Below are 19,737 nucleotides of genomic sequence, written 5' to 3'. Positions count from 1 at the left end.
CGGGCCAAGGCCGCGCTAGTTTTTGTGTGACTGGCCGTATAAGGGGGGCCGGAAAAACCTCTGGAGCGAGAGATCTACCGATGAAAAGCTATGTGCTGAACGTCAGCTGCAAGACCACCCGTGGCATCGTTGCCGCCATCACCGGCTATCTCGCCGAAAAGGGCTGTTACATTTCGGACAGTTCGCAGTTCGACGATCTCGAAACCGGGCTGTTCTTCATGCGCCTCACCTTCATCAGCCAGGAGGGCGCCACGCTCGACGAGCTGAAAGCGGGCTTCGAGCCGGTGGTCAAGCGCTTCGACATGAATGCGGAGATCCGCGACAGCGAAGAGCGCATGAAGGTGCTGCTGATGGTGTCGCGTTTCGGCCATTGCCTCAACGACCTGCTCTATCGCTGGAAGATCGGCGCGCTGCCAATCGATATCGTCGGTGTCGTCTCCAACCACTTCGACTATCAGAAGGTGGTGGTCAACCACGACATTCCCTTCCACTACATCAAGGTGACGAAGGAGAACAAGCCGAAGGCGGAAGCCCAGCTCCTAGAGCTCGTCGAACAGACCGGCGCCGACCTGATCGTGCTCGCCCGCTATATGCAGGTCCTGTCGGATGCGCTCTGCAAGAAGATGTCGGGCCGCATCATCAACATCCACCACTCGTTCCTGCCGTCGTTCAAGGGCGCCAATCCCTACAAGCAGGCCTATGAGCGCGGCGTGAAGCTGATCGGCGCGACGGCGCACTATGTCACCGCCGATCTCGACGAGGGCCCGATCATCGAGCAGGATATCGCCCGCATCACCCATGCCCAAAGTGCCGAAGACTACGTCTCGATCGGTCGCGACGTCGAAAGCCAGGTGCTGGCCCGTGCGGTACACGCCCATATCCACAACCGCTGCTTCATCAACGGCAACCGCGTCGTCGTCTTCCCGCCGAGCCCGGGTTCCTACGCTTCCGAGCGCATGGGCTGAGGTATGGGAAATCCGGCCCTCTCGCCGCCAAGCGGGTGACAGGCTCGGGGGACAAATCGTCCGCTGATAATGAGAAGCGCCGCCCGTTTCGACCGGCGGCGCTCAAAACCTACTGCAACAGCTCCAGCCCGACCGCCGTCGCCTCGCCGCCACCGATGCAGAGCGAGGCAATGCCGCGTTTGACCTGCTTGGCGCGCATGGCGTGCAGGAGCGTCACGATGATGCGGGCGCCCGAGGCGCCGATCGGGTGGCCGAGCGCGCATGCGCCCCCGTTAATGTTGACGATATCGTCGGAAAGGCCGAGATCGCGGATCGCGGCCATCGCCACCACGGCGAAGGCCTCGTTGATTTCGTAGAGGCCGACGCTGCCCTTCTCCCAGGCGAGCTTGGCCATCAGCTTGTCGATCGCACCGATCGGAGCGGTGGTAAACCAGGCCGGTTCCTGCGCATGGCCGGCATGGCCAGCGACGATGGCGAGGGGCGTGAGCCCGCGCTTTTCCGCCTCGCTTGCACGCATCAAAATCAGCGCCGCCGCACCGTCGGAGATCGACGACGAATTGGCCGCCGTCACGCTGCCGCCGTCGCGGAAGGCGGCTTTCAGCTTCGGGATCTTTGCCGGATCCGATTTGGTCGGCTGCTCGTCGCGATCAAGGTTGGCGGTCTGGCGTTTGCCGGCGCCGCTGACCGCCACTATTTCCACGGCAAAGGAACCATCCTCAGCCGCCCGGTTGGCGCGCTCCAGCGAGCGAAGCGCGAAGGCGTCCTGATCGGTGCGCGAGAACTGGTAGTGTTCGGCCGTATCCTCGGCATAGGTGCCCATCAGCCGACCGGAGTAGGCGTCTTCGAGGCCGTCGAGGAACATATGGTCCTTGACCTCACCATGCCCCAGGCGGAAACCGCCGCGCGCCTTCGGCAGCAGATACGGGGCGTTGGTCATCGACTCCATGCCGCCGACGGCAAGCACCGACGCGCTGCCCGAAAGGAGCGCGTCGTGGCCGAGCATCAGCGCTTTCATGCCGGAACCGCAGACCTTGGAGATGGTCGTCGACGGCGTTTCCTTGCCGAGGCCTGCGCCAAGAGCGGCCTGGCGCGCCGGGTTCTGGCCAATGCCGGCCGGTAGCACATTGCCCATCAGCACCTCGTCGACAGCTTCAAGGCCGGCGCGACCAAGTGCTGCCTTCAGCGCGATGGCGCCGATTTCCGGCGCGGTCAAATCCTTGAGGCTGCCCTGAAAGGCGCCCATTGGGGTGCGGGCCGCCGAAACGATGACGATAGGGTCAATTCTGCTCATGTCTTTCTCCCATACGGCAATGGTTGGCGCTAGTGGGTGCCACCGTCAGATATGCAGCGCGTGCCCGAGCGCCTTCAACGCGGACTCCTGAAAGGCCTCCGATTGTGTCGGGTGGGCATGGATCGTGCCGGCGATGTCTTCGAGCCGCGCGCCCATCTCAATCGCCAGGCTGAAGCTTGCCGAGAGTTCCGAGACGCCGTGGCCGACGGCCTGGATGCCGAGCACCAGGTGGTTGTCGGCGCGGGCAACGATGCGGACGAAACCGTCTTCGGCAAGCGTCGTCATGGCCCGGCCGTTCGCCTGGAAGGGGAACTGGCCGATCTTGATCTCGATGCCGCTCGCGCGCGCCTCGTCGGGCGAGAGCCCAGCGGTGACAATCTCCGGATCGGTGAAGCAGACCGCCGGGATGCAGCGCTTGTCCCAGCTTCGTTTATGCCCGGCGACGATCTCCGCCACCATCTCGCCTTGCGCCATGGCGCGATGCGCCAGCATCGGCTCGCCGGTGACGTCGCCGATCGCGTAGATGCCGCGCATGGAGGTGCGGCACTGGTCGTCGATGCGGATGAAGCGGCCGGTGCGGTCGAGGTCGATCTCCTCCAGGCCGAAGCCTTCGGTCACCGGCTTGCGGCCGATGGTGACGAGCACCTTTTCGGCGGCGACATCGATGGCGCGACCGTTGTGCTCGGCATGCAGGCTGCCGGTCTCGGCGGAGTAGCTCTTGGCAACCGTCTGGGTGAAGACTTCGATGCCGAGCTCGCCTAGGCGCTTGCCGATCGGCTTCGTCAGATCCGCGTCGTACTGCGGCAGGATGCGCGTCAGCGCCTCGACGATGGTGACATGGCTGCCGAGCTTGGCGAAGGCGGTGCCGAGTTCCAGACCGATATAGCCGCCGCCGATGACGGCGAGGCTCTTCGGCACGCTCTTCAGCGACAAGGCTTCCGTCGAGGAAATGATCGGCCCGCCGAAGGGCAGGTCCGGCAGTTCGACCGGCGCCGAGCCGGTGGCAATGACGATCGCTTCGGCGCGGATGCGCTGCAGCCCGATTTCGGTCTCGACATCGACGGTCTTGCCATCGACGAAGCGGGCGGCGCCGATCACGGCCTTGACGCCGGCCTTTTTCAGAAGCCCGGTGACGCCGCCGTTCAGCCGGCCGACGATGCCGTCCTTCCAGGCGACGGTATGGGCGAGGTCGATCGACGGATTGGCCAGAGAGAGGCCGAGCGGGTTGCGGCCGGAGGCGGCCGCGCGCAGCTTGTGAAACTCTTCGGCCGCGTGGATCAGGGCCTTGGAGGGAATGCAACCGACATTGAGGCAGGTGCCGCCGGCCTTGGCCTTTTCGACGATGACCGTGTCGATGCCGAGCTGGCCGGCGCGGATGGCTGCGATGTAGCCGCCGGGGCCGGCGCCGATCACGAGCAGCTTGCAGGAAATTTCCTTCATGATCGCCTCAGGCCTCCACGAATATAAGCGCCGGCGTTTCGAGCAGGGTCTTCAGCCGCTGCACGAAGACGGCCGCATCCCAGCCGTCGATGACGCGGTGATCGAAGCTCGAGGACAGGTTCATGATCTTGCGCGGCACGAACTGCGTGCCGTCCCAGACGGGCCGGATCGCAAGCTTGTTGACGCCGACGATCGCCACTTCCGGATGGTTGATGACCGGGGTGGTGACGATGCCGCCGAGCGCGCCGAGCGACGAGATGGTGATCGTCGATCCGGTCAACTCGTCGCGGGTGGCCGTGCCGGTGCGGGCCGCTTCCGCCAGACGGTTGAGTTCGGTGGCGCAATCCCAGATGCCGCGTGCTTCGGCATGGCGCACGACCGGGACGGTGAGGCCGGCGGGTGTCTGGGTGGCGATGCCGATATGGACGGCGTGATGGCGGTGGATGATGCCGGGACCGTCGTCGAAGATCGCGTTGACGGCGGGCTGATCGGCAATGGTGCGGACCAGCGCGCGCATCAGATAGGGCAGGATCGTCAGCTTCGGTTGATCCGGCTTGCGGTCGCGGTTCATCGTCGTCCGCAGGTTCTCGAGCGCTGTCATATCCACTTCTTCCACATAGGTGATGTGGGGAATGCGCGAGGTCGAAAGCGACATCTTCTCGGCGATGCGGCGGCGAAGGCCGGTCACCTTGATCTCGTCGACCGCGGTCTTGCGCTGCAGGCCGGCGGGCGCCGGCGCCGGCTGGGCGCCGCGGGCGATGAACTGGTCGAGATCATCATGAGTGATGCGGCCGGCCGGACCGGTGCCGGCCACCTGGCGCAGGTCGACGCCGCTTTCCTTGGCGCGCAGGCGCACGGCCGGCGAGGCCAGTGCTTTTTCCAGCCGCTCGCCGGTCGCGTGGCCATTCGCGATCGGTGCCTTCGCCTCGACTTTGACGGGTTGCGTAGGCTTGGCGACTGGGGCGGGTGCCTCGACCTTTACGGCGGGCTGTTCTTCCGCCTTTGCTGCCAGCTTGTTGTCAACAGCCGGTGCGGCTGTTTCCCCCTCACCGGCGATTTCGATGCGCACCAGCGGCGCCTTCACCGCGACGGTGTCACCCACTTCGGCACCGAGCCAGAGCACGGTGCCGGTGACGGGCGAGGGGATTTCGACGGTCGCCTTGTCGGTCATGACGGCGGCGAGCACCATGTCCTCGCGAACGGGATCGCCAGGCTTCACGTGCCATTCCACGAGTTCGGCCTCAGCCACGCCTTCGCCGACATCGGGCATCTTGATTACGAATTCGCCCATCTCAGGCCTCCATCACTTCGACGAGCGCGCGTCCGACGCGCGCGGGGCCGGGGAAATAGTCCCATTCCTGGGCGTGCGGGTAGGGCGTGTCCCAGCCCGCAACGCGCACGACGGGCGCTTCGAGATGGTAGAAGCAATGCTCCTGAACGAGCGAGGCCACTTCGCCGCCGAAGCCTGACGTGAGCGTGGCCTCATGCACGACGACGCAGCGACCAGTCTTTTCCACCGACTTGACGATCGTATCGAGATCGAGTGGCAGCAGGCTGCGCAGGTCGATCACCTCGGCGTCGATACCGGTTTCCTCGGCCGCTGCAAGCGCCACGTGCACCATGGTGCCATAGGCGACGACGGTGACGGCGGAGCCCTGACGGCGGATCTCCGCCTTGCCGATCGGGATGGTGTAGTGGCCTTCGGGTACCTCGCCGAGGTCATGCTTCGACCACGGGATGACCGGCCGGTCGTGATGGCCGTCGAAGGGACCGTTGTAGAGCCGCTTCGGCTCGAGGAACATCACCGGATCGGGATCTTCGATCGAAGCGATCAGCAGGCCCTTGGCGTCATAGGGATTGGAGGGCACCACGACCTTGAGGCCGCAGACATGGGTGAACAGCGCTTCCGGGCTCTGGCTGTGGGTCTGGCCGCCGAAGATGCCGCCGCCGGTCGGCATGCGCAGCACGATCGGGCAGGTGAAATCGCCGTTGGAGCGGTAGCGGATGCGGGCCGCTTCCTGGGTGATCTGGTCGTAGGCCGGGTACATGTAGTCGGCGAACTGGATCTCGACGCAGGGCTTCAGCCCATAGGCCGCCATGCCGATCGCCGTGCCGACGATGCCGCTTTCGCTGATCGGTGCATCGAAACAGCGGGTCTTGCCGTATTTCGCCTGTAGCCCTTGCGTGCAGCGGAAGACGCCGCCGAAATAGCCGACGTCCTCGCCGAAGACGACGACGTTGTCGTCGCGCTGCATGGAGACGTCCATGGCGCTACGCACGGCTTCGATCATTGTCATTCTGGCCATGTCAGTATCCTGCCTTCTGCCGCTGGCGGCGAATGTGCGGCGGCATCTCGGCATAGACACCCTCGAAGATGTCGCGCACCGACGGCTTGCCGCCGGCATGCAAGGTGCCGTGGCCTTCGGCCTGTTTCTGTGCCTGGATTACCGCATCGACGATTTCGGCTTCCGCCTGGGTGTGGCGCTCTTCGGACCAGGCGCCGCGCAGGATCAGGTGCTTTTTCAGCCGGAGGACGGGATCGCCGAGCGGCCAGGCCTCCGATTCCGTCTTCGGTCGGTAGGCGCTCGGGTCGTCGGAGGTCGAATGCGCGCCGACGCGATAGGTGACGTATTCGATCAGCGTCGGGCCGAGATTGCGCCTTGCGCGCTCGGCCGCCCATTTGGCGACGGCGTAGACGGCGAGATAGTCGTTGCCGTCGACGCGCAGCGCCGGAATGCCGAAGCCGAGGCCGCGGGCGGCAAAGGTGCCGGAGCCGCCGCGCGCGATGCCCTGGAAGGTGGAGATCGCCCACTGATTGTTGACGATGTTGAGGATGACAGGCGCCTTGTAGGTGGAGGCAAAGACCAGCGCCGAGTGGAAGTCCGATTCCGCCGTCGAGCCGTCACCGATCCAGGCCGCGGCGATCTTGGTGTCGCGCTTGATCGCCGACGCCATCGCCCAGCCAACAGCCTGCACATATTGGGTTGCGAGGTTGCCGGAGATGGTGAAGAAGCCATGCTCCTTGGAGGAATACATGATCGGCAGCTGCCGGCCGCGCAAGGGATCGCTCTCGTTCGAGAAGATCTGGTTCATCATCTCGACCATGGGATAGCCGTCGGCGATCAGAAGACCGGCCTGGCGATAGGTCGGGAAGTTCATGTCACCCTTCACCAACGCCTTGCGGAAGGCGCAGCTAACGGCCTCTTCGCCCAGGTGCTGCATGTAGAACGAGGTCTTGCCCTGACGCTGCGCCATCACCATGCGCGCGTCGAAGGCGCGCAGCGTCATCATGTGCTTGAGACCAGCCAGAAGCTCGTCGTCGGACAGCAGACCGGCCCAGGGGCCGACCGCTTCGCCGTCACGGTTCAAGACGCGAATGATCGAATAGGCGAGATCGCGCATCTCTTCCGGCGCGACGTCCACCTCCGGGCGCGGAACGGAGCCGGCCTTCGGGATCTTGACGTTGGAGAAATCCGGCTGGCCACCGGGCCGAACGGCGGGTTCGGGGACATGCAGGCTAAGTCGATCGAGATCGCTCATGCAGTTTCCGGCCTCCTCCGGAGTGCGCAGCGCACCAAATCAAAGATCGGTTCCAATTGAACCGCTCTTCATCTCTGTTTTCACGCATTTCCGGACGCAAAACCGCTACGCAGTTTTGCTGGAAATGCTCTAAATCGGGAAAACGATCGGACTGACATATGCGAAGACGTACGTTCCGACCTCACACGGCTCCTCTGCCTGAGGTCTGCGTACACTCCTCCTAAGCCCCGCTCTCCCGACGGGAATGCTCACAGACTGCCACGAGTTCCGGGGCTTATGAAGGTCTTTCCGTGTTGCGGGGCAGGGGCAGACGAAGAAAGATAGAATCCTGCCGGGAGTGCGCTCACGCGTTGTGTTGCGCATGGCCTTGCCGGTCGCTGCTTGTAATTTTCTTTCGCGGGCGTTTCGCCGTACGGCGATCAAACCGGCGGGGCGATCGTAATCGGCGTCGCGTCGAGGAAGCGCGAGAGCCGGAATGGGGTGGGGTCGACGACCGGTTTATCTCCGGTCACGAGATCCGCAACGAGATGCCCGGCGCCCGGCCCGATGCCGAAACCGTGGCCCGAAAATCCGGTCGCGATGATCAGTCCCGGAACGCCTTCTGCCGCTGAAATCACCGGAACGGCATCCGGCGTCACGTCGATCAGGCCGGCCCAGATCTGCTGCACCTTGGCCTCACGCAGAAACGGGAAGGCTTTTGCGGCGGCGTCGAGAGCATGAAGTGCGCGGCGGGAATCCGGGTTGGGATCAAGCACGCGGTGGCGCTCGAAGGCGCCCGGGCGATCGAGCGGGACGGCGCCGATTTCGAACAGCTCGTTCCAGCTCTGGGCGCTGAGGCCGACCTGCACGGCCTCGCCTTCCGCCTTTCGCGCCGGCTGGAAATCGCGGAAGAACGCGAAGCTGTCGGGCACGATCGCGTGCAGATTGGCCGCGCCGTCGGCAATCGTGTAGCCGCCGTCGAGCCGCTTGCGGTAGGCGTAAGTTGCGGTTGCGCCGGCGCCTTCCGGTCCCCCGGAAGCCGGGCCGGTTCTCACGACCGTGTTGCGCACTTTCAGTTGCGGCAGGCGGATGCCAAGGCTCTTGAGGAACAGTCGCGACCAGGCACCGCCGGCGACGACGACCGTCGAAGTTTCGATGCGACCCTTCTCGGTCACAACCGCGGAGATCCGCCCGGCCGCCCGCTCGACGCCACGCACGGCGCAGCCGGTCAAGATGCGCGCTCCGGCGCGGCGGGCGCCGGCAACGATCGCAGGCACGGCCTTTTGCGGTTCTGCCCGGCCGTCGCTTGGGGTGAAGAGCGCACCTTCATAGCGAAGGGCGGCGCTCGGCATCGCCGCCGCGGTCGCATCAGCGCCAAGCTGCCGACTGTCGACGCCATAGGGTTTGGCCATCGCGAGCCAGGCATCGCGGTTGGCGACATCACGTTCATTCTCGGAGATGTAGAGAATGCCGCTGCGGCGAAAGCCGGTCTCGCCGCCGACACGGGCGTCGAGCGTGTCCCAGATCCTCAGCGCCTCGATCGCCAGTGGGATCTCGCGCTCGTCGCGGCCCATGACCCGCACCCAGCCCCAGTTGCGGCTCGACTGCTCCGCTCCGGGCATGCCTTTCTCGCAAAGCACGACATCGATGCCGCGTTCGGCGAGGAAGAGGGCTGTGCTGACGCCGATGATACCACCACCGACGATGACGACGTCGGCCTTGGCGGGCAGGGCGGTATCGGTGGCGATGGGATCAAGCGCGGGACCGGGCATGGGGAGGTACTTTCGGGCAGGACGTGTCACGGTCATCGGTGCATGCCGCCGCCGCGAGATCAAGACCTGCTATCTGGCCATTGCTCGAAAGCTTGGGTTTGCCGGCTCACTTTGTTTGGGAAAGCTGGTCCGCCTCGCCATCGGGCGGACTTCCGGTTTGCCCGGGGAGCTTCTATGCTCGCCCGCATGAGTGAGAGCCGCCCCGATCTTCGCCCCGTCCTGCGCATCGATTTTCCGCCCGCCGACCGGCTCGGCCGCGGCAAGATCATGCTGCTTGAACTGATCCGCGAGACCGGGTCGATCTCCGCTGCCGGGCGGGCGATGGACATGTCCTATCGGCGCGCCTGGCTACTGGTCGATGCCTTGAACCGGATGTTCAGCGAGCCTTCGGTTGAATCGCAGCGCGGCGGCAAACAGGGTGGCGGGGCGCTAGTGACAGCTTTCGGCGAAGAGCTGATCCGGCGCTACCGCGAGATGGAGGAAAAAACGCGAGCCGCGATTGCCGAGGATCTTGCCTGGCTCGAAAGCGTTCGCGGCAACACTGCACCGTCGGGTACGGACGCGGTTGTTTCAAACGACATTTAGTGGTCGATCGCCACGGACTTGATCACGGCATAGACGGTCCTGCCAGGAACAAGCTGCAGCGCGTCGCGCGAAAAGCGGGTGATGCGGGCGGCAATCGTCGCATCGCCGCAAGTCACCCTGACATCGACGCTGCCGTCTTCCTCCGTCGCGATCGCAAGGATGCGCCCTTCCAGCACGTTGAGCGCGCTGATCTCCACAGGTCTTGATGTCGCCAGCATGACGTCGCGCGCGGCGACGTGCAGGCGAAGCCTGCTGCCGGGTGTCGCGCTGACACCCGCAATGCGCAGTCGTTCCCGCCCGACCCGGACCGTCGTCAGTTCGTGGGACGGATCGGTTCCCTCGACCTCGCCTTCCAGCAGGACGCCGGCCTCGCGCCTGCCGGTGGCGAGCATGGCGGCCGGCGCGCTCAAAACCTCGGCGGCGGCACCCGATGCCGTTACCCGGCCATCCTCCAGAATGACGACGCGCCGCGCCAACCGGGCGACTTCGCCGACGGAATGGCTGACATAGACGATCGGGATGCCAGCATCGTCACGCAGCCGTTCGAGATAGGGCAGGATCTCGGCCTTGCGGGCCTCGTCGAGCGCCGCGAGCGGTTCATCCATCAGGAGCAGGCGGGGTGCTGCCAGCAGCGCACGGCCGATCGCGATGCGCTGCCTTTCGCCGCCGGAAAGGGCTGAAGGGTTGCGTTCCAGCAGATGGCCGATGCCGAGCATCTCGACAATGCGCGCAAAGTCGCCACCGGCGCCGCTCTTGCCGGCGAACCAGCGGCCATAGGCAAGATTACGGCGCACGCTCAAATGCGGAAAGAGGCGCGCTTCCTGAAAGACGTAGCCGAAGCGGCGGCGATGCACGGGCGTGAAGACCCGACGCTCGCTGTCGGCAATGACGTCGCCATCGAGCACAACGCGACCGCTTTGCGGTTTCAACAACCCGGCGATGATATTGATCAGCGAGGTCTTGCCGGAGCCGGAGCGACCGAACAGCGCCGTAACGCCGCCGTCCGAGGTGAAAGCGGCATCGAGCGAGAAGTTGCCGAACTGGTGGCGGGCTTCGACGGTGAGGCTCATTGGGCCGCCACCCGACGGGCGGCGAAGGTCGCCAGCAGTTCGGAGAAAATGAGCGCGGCCATGGAAATGACGATCGAAATGATCGTCAACCGCATGGCACCGGCGTCGCCGCCCGGCACCTGGGTGAAGGTGTAGATGGCGGAGGAAAGCGTCTGCGTTTCCCCGGGAATATTGGAGACGAAGGTGATCGTCGCGCCGAACTCGCCCATCGCCTTGGCAAAGGCGATGATCATGCCGGCGATGATGCCGGGGATGATCAGCGGCAAGGTGACGGTGGCAAACACCCAGAGCGGGCTGGCACCGAGCGTGGTCGCTGCGTCTTCCAGCTTGCGGTCGACTGCTTCGATCGACAGGCGGATGCTGCGCACCATCAGCGGAAAGGCCATGACCGCTGAGGCAAGCGCCGCGCCGGTCCAGCGGAAGGAGAAGACCAGGCCGAAGTAGTCGGCAAAAAAGGCGCCGAGCGGTCCGCGCCTGCCGAAGAGCAGGAGCAGCAGGAAACCGGTAACGACCGGCGGCAGGATCAGAGGCAGGTGAACGAGACCATTCAGCAGCGTCTTGCCCCAGAAACGGCCGCGGGCGAGCATCATGGCGATGGCGAGCGCGAAGGGCAGGCTGCAGATCATCGCGACGGTTGCGACGCGCAGGCTCAAAAGGATCGCCGTCCATTCCGCATCGCTTACTGCAAGCCAGTCCAACAGATGTCGCTCCCCGATACGAGGCCGGTGGGATGTGGCTGTCCGCCTGCGTCCGCCCCCCGCCTCTGACAAATGATCGCGTCGCCCGCGTTTGGGCGCGGGCGACACGTGACGATAGATGCTTCGCCTGCCTCTGGACAGCCGAGATCCACCGCCTTTTCAGGCCGATTACTTAAGGACGGTGAAGCCCTGCTTTTCGAAGAGGGCGGCTCCCTTCGCCGACTTGACGAAGTCGACATAGGCGGCGGCATCCGGGCTCTTGCTCTCGGCGGTGATCGCGATCGGATAGATGATCGGCGGATGGCTGTCTTCCGGGAAGGTACCGACGACCTTCACGCCCGGGTCGGCGGCCGCGTCGGTCTGGTAGACGATGCCATAGGGTGCTTCGCCGCGCGAGACGAGGAGGAGTGCCGCGCGCACGCTTTCGGCGCCGGCGACCTTGGGCTCTACGGCCTTCCAGGCGCCGAGCTTTTCGAGCGCCGCCTTGCCGTATTTGCCGGCCGGAACGGAATCGACGGCACCCATGGCGAGGCGACCGTCGCCGAGCATGGCTGCCAGGTCGAAGCCCTGCTTGATATCGACGGCTGCTGCGTCGGCCTTGCCGGAAACGAGTACGATGCGGTTGCCGAGCAGGTTGGAGCGGGTGTCGTCCTTGATCAACTTCTTGTCCGTGAGATAGTCCATCCAGGCGAGGTCGGCGGAGATGAAGACATCGGCCGGTGCACCCTGCTCGACCTGCTTGGCGAGCGCCGAGCTTGCCGCGTAGGAAACGGTCGTTTCCTTGCCGCTTTCCTTCCGCCACTCGGCATTGATCGCATCGAGCGCGTTCTTGAGGCTAGCGGCCGCAAAGACCGTTACCTTCTCTTCGGCCTGCGCCGATGCCGGCATGACGGTGGTACCGGCCCAGGCGAGGCAGAGTGTCAACACCAGGCCCTTCAGCCAGTCTCTTCTCTTGATCATCGATTTCCTCCAACGAAGCGTGATATCTCTTAGGATACAACGATATCGCTTCCTGATTAGCGTTGTATCCATTGAAATACAATGCTCTTGTAGACGGCCAGCGCGGCGTCCGGCGCGCCCATCCGCTCCAGGCAAAAGCCGTGCAACATCCGCGATGGGGCTTGCGATGGCGGTCGGGCGGCCTAAATTGCTGGCCTCAAAGCCAATTGATGGACCGGAGGTGCGATGGAAACGGCGGTGAAGCTCGAAGAGAGCTGGAAGGCAGCGCTGGCGCCGGAATTTTCCAGCGCCTATATGGCCGAGCTCAAGCAGTTCCTGCTCGCCCAAAGGAACGAAGGCAGACAGATTTTTCCGCGGGGACCTGAATACTTCCGCGCGCTCGACCTGACGCCGCTCGACAAAGTGCGCGTCGTCATCCTCGGCCAGGACCCCTATCACGGCGACGGCCAGGCGCACGGGCTCTGCTTCAGCGTGCGCCCCGGTATCCGAACACCGCCCTCGCTCGTCAACATCTATAAGGAACTGAATACAGATCTCGGCATTCCGCCGGCGCGACACGGCTTCCTCGAAAGCTGGGCGAAGCAAGGTGTGCTGCTCTTAAACAGCGTGCTGACGGTGGAGCGCGGCAATGCGGCGTCACACCAGGGGCGCGGTTGGGAGAAGTTCACGGACGCAATCATCCGCGCGGTCAACGAGGCGGATCATCCCGTCGTCTTCATGCTCTGGGGTTCCTACGCGCAGAAGAAGGCGGCCTTCGTCGACCGGTCGCGCCATCTGGTGCTGCGCGCGCCGCATCCTTCGCCCTTGTCGGCCCATTCCGGTTTTCTCGGCTGCCGGCATTTCTCCCAGGCCAATGCCTTCCTGGAATCCAAGGGTTTTGATCCGATCGACTGGCGGCTGCCCGAAGATCCGGCTGTCGCCGAAATGAACTGAGGTCGGCGTTGACGTTTCCGCTGTCGCGGTAAGGTCTTGCGCCGGAGACGGCGATCCGCCAAACACGCCGAGAGAAGGCAGGCGGAGGCGAGGACATGCGCAAAATTCTGATCATCGGCATCGGTTCGGGCAATCCGGAGCATATGACGGTACAGGCGATCAATGCGCTGAACCGCGCCGACGTGCTGTTCATCCCGACCAAGGGGGCGAAGAAGACCGAGCTGGCCGAAGTGCGCCGCGACATCTGCGCCCGTTATGTGACGCGCGGCGACAGCCGCACGGTCGAATTCGCGGTGCCGGTGCGCCGCACCGAGGGCGTCAGCTACGACGGCAGCGTCGACGACTGGCACGCCCAGATCGCCGCGATCTACGAAGGGTTGCTGGCGAAGGAATTGGGTGATCAGGGGATCGGCGCATTCCTCGTCTGGGGCGATCCGATGCTCTATGACAGCACCATCCGTATCGTCGAGCGGGTCAAGGCGCGAGGGCAGGTTGCCTTCGACTACGACGTCGTTCCGGGGATCACCAGCCTGCAGGCGCTCTGCGCCAGCCACCGCATTCCGCTGAACCTCGTCGGCAAGCCGGTGGAGATCACCACCGGGCGCCGGTTGCACGAGAGCTTTCCGGAAAAGAGCCAGACTTCCGTCGTGATGCTCGACGGTGAGCAGGCGTTTCAGCGGATCGACGATCCCGATGCCGAGATCTACTGGGGCGCCTATCTCGGTACGCCGGATGAGATCGTCCTTTCCGGCCGTCTCGCCGAGGTGAGGGACCGGATCCTCGAAACAAGGGCGTCGGCGCGTGAGAGAATGGGCTGGATCATGGACATCTACCTGCTTCGCAAAGGTGTCGACTTCGAGGAGTGAGGACGCCGGACAGACCGCGTCGTGTTTGATCTCACTCAAGGTTTGCGGCTGTGTTATAGCGTCTTTGGAGGCTTCTTCAGGGAGGAGAGCCTCAAGCGATGACGGATTTGATGAGTACCTGCGCCCTTCCATCGACCGGAGAACCCGGTGCCAGCGCCTCGATGCGGCGCGGCGCCTGTCCGTCGCTCGCCGCACCGATGCAGACCGGCGACGGGCTGCTCGTGCGGCTCAGGCCCGATGACGGCAGCCTGACCATTCCCAAGGTCATCGCGCTTGCAGCCGCCGCCAAGACCTTCGGCAACGGCATCATCGAGATCACCGCGCGCGGAAACCTGCAGTTGCGCGGCCTGAGCGCGGCGACGGTACCTGGGCTGGCGCAGGCGATCGGGGACGCCGAGATCATGATCGCCGAGGGCCTTGCTATTGAGGTGCCGCCGCTTGCCGGTATCGATCCCGCTGAGACCGCGGATCCCCGGCCGATCGCGGCAGGGCTTCGAGAAGCCTTGCAGGCGCGCCGGCCGATGCTGAGGCTTGCGCCCAAACTGTCGGTCGTCATCGACGGTGGCGGACGCTTTGGTCTTAATGCTGTGGTTGCCGACATTCGCCTTCGGGCGCTTTCGACGCCCGACGGCTCTGGATGGCTGCTGTCGCTGGGCGGGACGGCAGCGAAGGGATCGATCATCGGGACGTTTGTCGGCAACGCGGTCGTGCCGGCCTTGATCACCATTCTCGAAAAACTGGCGAGCCTCGGCACGACGGCACGTGGGCGCGATCTGGACCCGGCGGAAATCCGCGCCCTTTGTCGGTGCGAGGCATTGTCCGAACGTCCGGCAGTTCTGAGTTCGGCCTCGATACCCGGCAGTCATGACCTCGGTGACGCTGGGGTTATTCTCGGCCTCGGCCTCGCCTTCGCGCAGGTGGAGGCGTCCGTGCTGGAGGCCTTCCTCCATCAGGCCCAGGAGCTTGGCGCCACCGCAATCCGGCTTGCGCCGGGGCATGCCTTCTTCGTGCTTGGCCTCGGCCACGAGACCGCGGCTGTCGCCCAGAGCCTGGCGGCGGCGCATGGTTTTCGCATCGTCGAAGACGACCCGCGCAACGCGATTGCCACCTGCGCCGGCAGCAAGGGCTGCGCCTCCGCGTGGATGGAGACCAAGGGCATGGCACAAAGCCTTGTCGAGATGGCGCCCGAGCTGCTCGACGGCTCGCTTACCGTGCATCTTTCCGGCTGCGCGAAGGGCTGTGCCCGACCGAGGCCATCGGAGCTGACGTTGGTCGGTGCGTCATCAGGATACGGCCTTGTCGTAAATGGGGCTGCCAACGGCTTGCCAAGCGCCTACACCGATGAGAATGGAGTGAAATCCGCGCTTGCCCGCCTCGGCCGGCTGGTGCGGCAAAACAAAGACGCTGGCGAATCGGCGCAGTCCTGTCTTACACGGCTCGGAGCTGCGCGCGTCTCGGCAGCGTTCGAACAGGAATAGACATGCCTGAGTATGATTACATCCGCGATGGCAACGCCATCTACGAGCGTTCCTTCGCGATCATCCGCGCCGAGGCCGACCTTTCCGGATTCTCCGAGGAGGAAGCGGATCTGGCGGTGCGCATGGTGCATGCCTGCGGCTCCGTCGAAGCGACCAAGCAGTTCGTCTTCTCTCCCGATTTCGTGACCTCGGCCCGCGCGGCGCTCAAGGCCGGCGCGCCGATCCTTTGCGATGCCGAGATGGTCGCGCACGGTATCACCCGCGCGCGGCTGCCGGCCGGCAACGAGGTGATCTGCACGCTGCGCGATCCGCGCACGCCTGAGATTGCCGCCGCGATCGGCAACACCCGCTCTGCCGCCGCGCTCAGGCTCTGGAGCGAGCGCCTGGCCGGGTCGGTCGTGGCGATCGGCAACGCGCCGACGGCCTTGTTTTTCCTGCTCGAAATGCTGCGTGACGGCGCGCCGAAGCCGGCGGCGATCCTCGGCATGCCCGTCGGTTTCGTCGGCGCGGCGGAATCGAAGGATGCGCTGGCCGAGAATTCCTATGGCGTTCCCTTCGCCATCGTGCGCGGTCGCCTCGGCGGTAGCGCCATGACGGCTGCGGCGCTGAATTCGCTCGCGAGGCCGGGCCTGTGAGCGGCGCCGGCGTGGGGCGCCTGATCGGCGTTGGAACCGGCCCGGGGGATCCGGAGCTCTTGACGGTCAAGGCGGTGAAGGCGCTGGGCGAAGCCGACGTGCTTGCCTATTTCGCCAAGGCCGGGCGCAGCGGCAACGGCCGCGCGGTCGTCGAAGGCCTGCTGAAGCCCGATCTCCTGGAGCTGCCGCTCTACTATCCGGTGACGACCGAGATCGACAAGGACGACGGCGCCTACAAGAGCCAGATCACCGATTTCTACAATGCATCCGCCGAAGCCGTGGCGGCGCATCTTCTCGCCGGGCGCACGGTCGCGGTGCTCAGCGAAGGCGATCCGCTGTTCTATGGCTCCTACATGCACCTGCATGTGCGGCTCGCCAACCGCTTCCCGGTCGAGGTGATCCCTGGCATTACCGCCATGTCCGGCTGCTGGTCGCTTGCCGGCCTGCCGCTGGTGCAGGGCGATGATGTGCTCTCCGTGCTTCCGGGCACGATGGCCGAGGCCGAGCTTGGCCGGCGGCTTGGGGATACCGAAGCGGCCGTGATCATGAAGGTCGGACGCAATCTGCCGAAGATCCGACGGGCGCTTGCCGCCTCCGGTCGCCTCAATCAGGCGGTCTATGTCGAGCGCGGCACGATGAAGAACGCGGCGATGACGGCGCTGGCCGAGAAGGCCGACGACGAGGCGCCCTATTTCTCGCTGGTGCTCGTGCCCGGCTGGAAGGACAGGCCATGACCGGTACGCTCTATGTGGTCGGCACCGGCCCGGGCAGCCCGAAGCAGATGACGCCGGAGACGGCGGAAGCTGTTGCGGCGGCGGAAGAGTTTTACGGCTATTTTCCCTATCTCGATCGGCTGAACCTGCGTCCCGACCAGCTGCGCGTCGCCTCCGACAATCGCGAGGAGCTCGACCGGGCACAGGTGGCGCTGACGCGGGCTGCTGCCGGCGTGAAGGTCTGCATGGTCTCCGGCGGCGATCCCGGTGTCTTTGCGATGGCGGCTGCCGTCTGCGAGGCGATCGACAAGGGGCCCAAGGAATGGAAATCGGTCGAACTGGTGGTCACGCCCGGCGTGACGGCCATGCTCGCCGTTGCCGCCCGCATCGGCGCACCGCTCGGTCATGATTTCTGCGCGATGTCTCTCTCCGACAACCTGAAGCCCTGGGAGGTCATCACCCGGCGGCTGAGGCTGGCGGCGGAAGCGGGCCTCGTCATTGCACTCTACAATCCGATCAGCAAGGCGCGACCGTGGCAGCTCGGCGAAGCCTTCGAGATCCTGCGCGGTGTGCTGCCGGCAACGGTGCCGGTCATCTTCGGCCGCGCGGCCGGACGGCCGGACGAGCGCATCGCGGTGATGCCGCTCGGCGAGGCCGATGCCAACCGCGCCGACATGGCGACCTGCGTCATCATCGGCTCGCCGGAAACGCGCATCGTCGAGCGTGAAGGGCAACCCGATCTCGTCTACACGCCGCGCTTCTATGCGGGAGCGAGCCAGTGAGCGATGCGGTCGAGTGCCTCGTCGCAACTGCCAACGGCGGGCACATCCGTCGGTTTGCGCCGCTCGACCATGATCACCTCGATGCCGAGCCGGCGCGCTGCGGCGATTTTGCCATAGGTGGCGCTGCCGCCGCTGTTCTTGGCAACGATCACGTCGATCTTCCGGGTCTCCAGCAGCGCGGCTTCATCGGCTTCCTTGAAGGGGCCGGTCGCCAGGATCGCCTCCTGGTCGGGCAGGTTAAGCGGCGGAGTGACCGGATCGACGCTGCGGATGACGTAGCTGTGCTGCGGTGCGACCTCGAAGTGGAACGCCTCCTGCCGGCCGATGGCGAGGAAGACGCGCCGGCGGCGATCGCCAAGCGCGCTCACCGCTTCGACAACGCTGTCGACGGTGGTCCAGCGATCGCCGGGCAGGGGCAGCCATTCCGGTCGGCGAAGCGCAAGCAGCGGAATTCCGGTTCGTTGCGCCGCTTCCGCGGCGTTGTGCGATATGCGCGCGGCAAAGGGATGCGTGGCGTCGACCAGCAGGGCGATGTTTTCGTCGCGCAGGAAGTGCGCCAGCCCATCGGCGCCGCCGAAACCGCCAATGCGGGTCTTGACCGGTTGCGGCCGCGGGTCGGCGGTACGACCGGCAAGCGAGATTGCGGTGTCGTAGCGGGCGTCTTCGGCCAATCGGCTCGCGAGTTCGCGCGCCTCGGTGGTGCCGCCCAATATCAGAATGCGAGGTTTTTCCATGGCTGACGTGCCGAACAGCGAACCCGCCATCGTCTCCCCCTGGCTGACCGTCATCGGTATCGGTGAAGATGGTGTAGCGGGTCTCGGCGACGAGGCCAAGCGGTTGATCGCCGAGGCACCCGTCGTCTATGGCGGTCATCGCCACCTGGAGCTCGCCGCTCCCCTTATCACAGGCGAGGCTCATCACTGGCAGAGCCCGCTCGAGCGCTCGGTGGTGGAAATCGTCGGTCGCCGTGGCAGCCCCGTGGTGGTGCTTGCCTCGGGCGACCCATTCTTCTTCGGCGTCGGCGTGACGCTGGCGCGCCGGATCGCGTCTGCCGAAATCCGCACGCTCCCCGCACCGTCCTCGATCAGCCTTGCCGCCTCACGGCTAGGCTGGGCCTTGCAGGATGCGACGCTCGTCTCAGTGCATGGACGTCCGCTCGATCTGGTGCGGCCGCACCTGCATCCGGGCGCGCGCGTGCTGACGCTGACATCGGACGGGGCCGGCCCGCGGGACCTGGCCGAGCTGCTGGTCGCCAGCGGCTTCGGTCAGTCCCGGCTGACGGTTCTGGAGGCGCTCGGCGGCGCCGGCGAACGGGTGACGACGCAGATCGCCTCGCGTTTCATGCTCGGCCTCGTGCACCCCTTGAATGTCTGCGCCATCGAGGTCACGGCCGACGAGGGCGCGCGCATCCTGCCGCTTGCGGCCGGCCGCGACGACGCGCTGTTCGAGCATGACGGCCAGATCACCAAGCGCGAGGTGCGGGCTTTGACGCTGTCAGCACTGGCGCCGCGCAAGGGCGAACTGCTCTGGGATATCGGCGGCGGCTCCGGCTCGATCGGTATCGAATGGATGCTGGCCGACCCGACCATGCGCGCGATCTCCATCGAAGTGTCGCCGGAGCGTGCGGTCCGCATCGGCCGCAACGCGACGATGTTCGGTGTGCCGGGGTTGACAGTGGTCGAAGGTGAAGCACCGGCCGCCCTTGCCGGCCTGCCGCAGCCCGATGCGATCTTCATCGGCGGCGGCGGCAGCGAAGCCGGCGTGATGGAGGCCGCGATCGCGGCGCTCGGGCCTGGTGGACGTCTGGTCGCCAACGCGGTGACAACGGATATGGAAGCGGTGCTGCTTGATCATCACGTGCGGCTCGGTGGCACGCTGATCCGAATCGATATCGCACGAGCCGGTCCCGTTGGCGCGATGACCGGATGGCGGCCTGCCATGCCGGTGACGCAGTGGTCCTGGGCGAAGAGCTAGAACAATACCAGCAGTGCGAAGCGGTTTTGCGTCCGGAAATGCGGAAGAAAAGTGAG

General features: G+C 65.3%; 19 protein-coding genes. 9 read left to right on the top strand and 10 right to left on the bottom strand.

The genetic code is table 11. The annotated features are described in order from the left end of the window. The first annotated feature begins 80 nt into the window (after window positions 1-80). Window positions 81-965, top strand: a complete 885-nt coding sequence (gene purU / locus AC070A_RS18165) for a formyltetrahydrofolate deformylase (protein ID WP_057254512.1) — start codon at window positions 81-83, stop codon at window positions 963-965. 109 nt (window positions 966-1,074) lie between these two features. Here purU and AC070A_RS18160 read toward each other — a convergent pair whose 3' ends face one another. The 6 genes from AC070A_RS18160 to AC070A_RS18135 all read right to left on the bottom strand — a co-directional run bounded on the left by AC070A_RS18160 (window position 1,075) and on the right by AC070A_RS18135 (window position 8,987). After that, the gene (locus tag AC070A_RS18160) at window positions 1,075-2,256 is read right to left on the bottom strand and encodes an acetyl-CoA C-acyltransferase (protein ID WP_112995959.1); all 1,182 of its coding nucleotides are present in this window, start codon (window positions 2,254-2,256) and stop codon (window positions 1,075-1,077) included. Window positions 2,257-2,301: 45 nt separating this feature from the next. Next, on the bottom strand, window positions 2,302-3,696 hold the full coding sequence (gene lpdA / locus AC070A_RS18155; protein ID WP_112995958.1) for a dihydrolipoyl dehydrogenase: 1,395 nt from the start codon (window positions 3,694-3,696) through the stop codon (window positions 2,302-2,304). Window positions 3,697-3,703: 7 nt separating this feature from the next. Then, a complete protein-coding gene (locus tag AC070A_RS18150) occupies window positions 3,704-4,987 on the bottom strand; it encodes a dihydrolipoamide acetyltransferase family protein (protein ID WP_113737283.1) in 1,284 nt (427 codons plus the stop codon). 1 nt (window position 4,988) lies between these two features. Further along, window positions 4,989-6,002, bottom strand: coding sequence for an alpha-ketoacid dehydrogenase subunit beta (locus tag AC070A_RS18145; RefSeq protein ID WP_112995957.1), 1,014 nt, complete (start codon window positions 6,000-6,002; stop codon window positions 4,989-4,991). A 1-nt stretch (window position 6,003) separates the two neighbouring features. Further along, on the bottom strand, window positions 6,004-7,236 hold the full coding sequence (locus tag AC070A_RS18140) for a 3-methyl-2-oxobutanoate dehydrogenase (2-methylpropanoyl-transferring) subunit alpha (protein WP_057254517.1): 1,233 nt from the start codon (window positions 7,234-7,236) through the stop codon (window positions 6,004-6,006). 419 nt (window positions 7,237-7,655) lie between these two features. Continuing rightward, a complete protein-coding gene (locus AC070A_RS18135) occupies window positions 7,656-8,987 on the bottom strand; it encodes an NAD(P)/FAD-dependent oxidoreductase (protein WP_112995956.1) in 1,332 nt (443 codons plus the stop codon). Window positions 8,988-9,173: 186 nt separating this feature from the next. On the opposite strand from AC070A_RS18135, the gene AC070A_RS18130 reads away from it, so the two are divergent. Then, a complete protein-coding gene (locus AC070A_RS18130; RefSeq protein ID WP_112995984.1) occupies window positions 9,174-9,572 on the top strand; it encodes a winged helix-turn-helix domain-containing protein in 399 nt (132 codons plus the stop codon). On the opposite strand, the gene modC is transcribed toward AC070A_RS18130, so the two are convergent. The 3 genes from modC to modA form a co-directional block, all read right to left on the bottom strand. Further along, entirely contained in the window at window positions 9,569-10,642 is a 1,074-nt protein-coding gene (modC, locus tag AC070A_RS18125; protein WP_112995955.1) for a molybdenum ABC transporter ATP-binding protein, read from the bottom strand. The genes AC070A_RS18130 and modC overlap by 4 nt on opposite strands. Next, window positions 10,639-11,340, bottom strand: a complete 702-nt coding sequence (gene modB, locus AC070A_RS18120) for a molybdate ABC transporter permease subunit (protein WP_058325301.1) — start codon at window positions 11,338-11,340, stop codon at window positions 10,639-10,641. Before modB ends, modC begins: the two co-directional genes overlap by 4 nt. Before the next feature lie 168 nt (window positions 11,341-11,508). Continuing rightward, window positions 11,509-12,300, bottom strand: coding sequence for a molybdate ABC transporter substrate-binding protein (modA, locus tag AC070A_RS18115; protein ID WP_112995954.1), 792 nt, complete (start codon window positions 12,298-12,300; stop codon window positions 11,509-11,511). Between the two features lie 225 nt (window positions 12,301-12,525). Between modA and ung the strand changes: the two genes are divergently transcribed. The 6 genes from ung (at window position 12,526) to AC070A_RS18085 (ending at window position 17,707) form a co-directional block, all read left to right on the top strand. Beyond that, window positions 12,526-13,233 carry a uracil-DNA glycosylase gene (gene ung / locus AC070A_RS18110; RefSeq protein WP_057254522.1) on the top strand — a complete coding sequence of 236 codons (708 nt, stop codon included), beginning with the start codon at window positions 12,526-12,528 and terminating at the stop codon, window positions 13,231-13,233. A 95-nt stretch (window positions 13,234-13,328) separates the two neighbouring features. Next, window positions 13,329-14,099 carry a precorrin-6A synthase (deacetylating) gene (cobF, locus tag AC070A_RS18105; RefSeq protein ID WP_112995953.1) on the top strand — a complete coding sequence of 257 codons (771 nt, stop codon included), beginning with the start codon at window positions 13,329-13,331 and terminating at the stop codon, window positions 14,097-14,099. Between the two features lie 110 nt (window positions 14,100-14,209). Beyond that, window positions 14,210-15,577, top strand: coding sequence for a precorrin-3B synthase (cobG, locus tag AC070A_RS18100; RefSeq protein WP_162728105.1), 1,368 nt, complete (start codon window positions 14,210-14,212; stop codon window positions 15,575-15,577). Between the two features lie 2 nt (window positions 15,578-15,579). After that, window positions 15,580-16,212, top strand: a complete 633-nt coding sequence (locus AC070A_RS18095; RefSeq protein WP_058325298.1) for a precorrin-8X methylmutase — start codon at window positions 15,580-15,582, stop codon at window positions 16,210-16,212. Next, complete coding sequence (locus AC070A_RS18090) at window positions 16,209-16,946, top strand: precorrin-2 C(20)-methyltransferase (RefSeq protein ID WP_112995951.1); 738 nt, start codon at window positions 16,209-16,211, stop codon at window positions 16,944-16,946. The genes AC070A_RS18095 and AC070A_RS18090 overlap by 4 nt, the downstream gene beginning before the upstream one ends. Continuing rightward, window positions 16,943-17,707 (top strand): precorrin-3B C(17)-methyltransferase, encoded by a 765-nt coding sequence (locus AC070A_RS18085; protein WP_113132243.1) that lies wholly within the window; start codon window positions 16,943-16,945, stop codon window positions 17,705-17,707. Before AC070A_RS18090 ends, AC070A_RS18085 begins: the two co-directional genes overlap by 4 nt. Here AC070A_RS18085 and AC070A_RS18080 read toward each other — a convergent pair. Further along, entirely contained in the window at window positions 17,686-18,471 is a 786-nt protein-coding gene (locus tag AC070A_RS18080) for a cobalt-precorrin-6A reductase (protein ID WP_093233582.1), read from the bottom strand. The two genes, AC070A_RS18085 and AC070A_RS18080, sit on opposite strands and share 22 nt — an antisense overlap. On the opposite strand from AC070A_RS18080, the gene cbiE reads away from it, so the two are divergent. After that, window positions 18,440-19,681, top strand: a complete 1,242-nt coding sequence (cbiE, locus tag AC070A_RS18075; protein ID WP_112995949.1) for a precorrin-6y C5,15-methyltransferase (decarboxylating) subunit CbiE — start codon at window positions 18,440-18,442, stop codon at window positions 19,679-19,681. The two genes, AC070A_RS18080 and cbiE, sit on opposite strands and share 32 nt — an antisense overlap. Window positions 19,682-19,737: the final 56 nt, after the last annotated feature.

It is taken from the genome of Ensifer sp. GW101-20A05 (assembly GCF_059424735.1).
Note: the sequence above shows the minus strand (reverse complement) of the source record. Positions and strands in the feature narration are given on the sequence as shown.